This is a genomic window from Sphingomonas azotifigens NBRC 15497 (assembly GCF_002091475.1).
Lineage (GTDB): Bacteria > Pseudomonadota > Alphaproteobacteria > Sphingomonadales > Sphingomonadaceae > Sphingomonas > Sphingomonas azotifigens.
The window spans coordinates 1-590 of the sequence record NZ_BCTR01000161.1; the positions used below are offsets into that span (position 1 = coordinate 1).

The window sequence follows — 590 nt, forward strand, 5'->3', positions numbered from 1 at the left end:
TAGACTAGCAGGGGTACGGCGAGGATGGATCCTCCCCCGCCGACCAGGCCGAGAACCAGACCGATCACGCCTCCCGAGGCGAGCGTGGCGAGAAGCGTGGCGGTGTCCATTCTCGCCTCAAGCGCCTGCGCGCCGATTCCAAGGCATCAACCGCAACAGGTTTGCCATCCCGCACCAGCCGGTAATGCCGGCGAACATCAGCCCTGCGCCGACAAAGGCGGACAGGCCCATAAATCCCGGGGCGACGAAGAGGCTGAGCAGCACCCCGGCCAGCACCAGCGCGCCTGCCGTGATTTGCACCTGGCGCATGATCTCGATCGGTTGCGAAGGGTCGGCGATCACGGGATGGCCTGCCGTCCGCCATGCATCGATTCCGCCTGCGAGGACATAGGACGGGGCGTCTGCTGCGGCAGCACGTAGCTGTGCCGCGTTCGCCGCGGTGCGCATGCCGGAACGGCAGTGGAAGATGACCTGGCGCCCGTCGCGGGGCATCTCGCCGATCCGCTCGAGCGGGAGGTTCAACGCGCCGGGGATGCGCGCGCGCGCGTGTTCGTCGGTACCGCGGATGTCGACCAGTCGCGCGCCGGCCT

1 protein-coding gene is annotated in these 590 nt (G+C 68.3%); it reads right to left on the reverse strand.

The features are described 5' to 3' along the window. Positions 1–117: 117 nt before the first annotated feature. Positions 118–590: rhodanese family protein (locus SAZ01S_RS23440; RefSeq protein ID WP_084584722.1), on the reverse strand; the 473-nt coding region annotated here is incomplete at its 5' end.